Here is a 1,051-nt window from a genome sequence, read left to right on the forward strand (position 1 = left end):
GGCTTTGCAAAAGTATTTTAATGATGAAAGACGGAAAAATTATAGATAGAGGTAAGCCGTCAGAAATTATTAATAAACACGGTAAAAAAAACTTAGAAGAAGTTTTTTTAAAACTTAATAGAACTAAAAATGAGTTATAATAGAATTTTAGGACTTTTCTTAAGACACTTTTTTTTAATAAAAGGTTCTCTACCAAGAATTTTAGACTTAATTTATTGGCCTACAATTCAAATAATTCTTTGGGGTTTTATTTCAAAGTTTTTTACGGTGTATAGTGATTATTACAATAATACTGTTGGGGTCATACTAAGTTGCGCAATTCTTTACGATTTTTTATTTAGATCAAGCATAAGTTTCAATATGTTATTTTTAGAGGAGATTTGGAGTAGAAATTTTACAAATTTATTTATCGCCCCTCTTCGTATAAGTGAAATAATTATATCATTAGTTTTGACTGCTCTTTTAAGAACTTTGATAGGTTTGGTACCTGCAATATTAATTACCTCACCATTATTTGGTATATCAATTTTAGATCTTGGTACACCTCTTTTTCTGTTATTTTTTAGTTTATATGCTTTTGGGATTACATTAGGCTTATTTGTTTCATCAGGCCTACTAAGATACGGGCCAGCGTTTGAAAACATTGCATGGTCATCACTTTTTTTGTTAGCACCTTTAGGATGTATTTATTATCCAATTGAAATATTGCCAGAATTTTTTCAAACTGTAGCAAAGTTATTACCTTTGGTTTATATTTTTGAGGAAGCAAGATCAATTTTAGTAAATAATACTGTGGACTATTCAAGTATAATGTCTGCAATATATTTAAACATTTTTTATCTATTTTTAGGAATTTCCTTATTTTACTATTCTTTTAATAAGGCGCGTGATAAAGGAACATTAATTAATATAGGTGAATAATTTTTGGCGCGCTCGCAAGGAGTCGAACCCTGAACCTCCAGAGCCGAAATCTGGCGCTCTATCCAGTTGAGCTACGAGCGCATAAAGTATTATTATAGTAATTTATGAAAAAAATCATTAATTTATTAGC

Annotated in this window: 1 protein-coding gene and 1 tRNA gene; one reads left to right on the plus strand and one right to left on the minus strand. The window is 29.1% G+C overall.

The annotated features are described in order from the left end of the window. Window positions 1-129 precede the first annotated feature (129 nt). Window positions 130-921 carry an ABC transporter permease gene (locus AMN80_RS01010; RefSeq protein WP_075520170.1) on the plus strand — a complete coding sequence of 264 codons (792 nt, stop codon included), beginning with the start codon at window positions 130-132 and terminating at the stop codon, window positions 919-921. Between the two features lie 4 nt (window positions 922-925). On the opposite strand, the gene AMN80_RS01015 is transcribed toward AMN80_RS01010, so the two are convergent. Next, window positions 926-1,002, minus strand: a tRNA-Arg gene (locus tag AMN80_RS01015). Window positions 1,003-1,051 lie beyond the last annotated feature (49 nt).

The sequence above is a fragment of the Candidatus Pelagibacter communis genome (assembly GCF_001179985.1).
GTDB classification, from domain to species: Bacteria; Pseudomonadota; Alphaproteobacteria; order Pelagibacterales; family Pelagibacteraceae; genus Pelagibacter; species Pelagibacter ubique_J.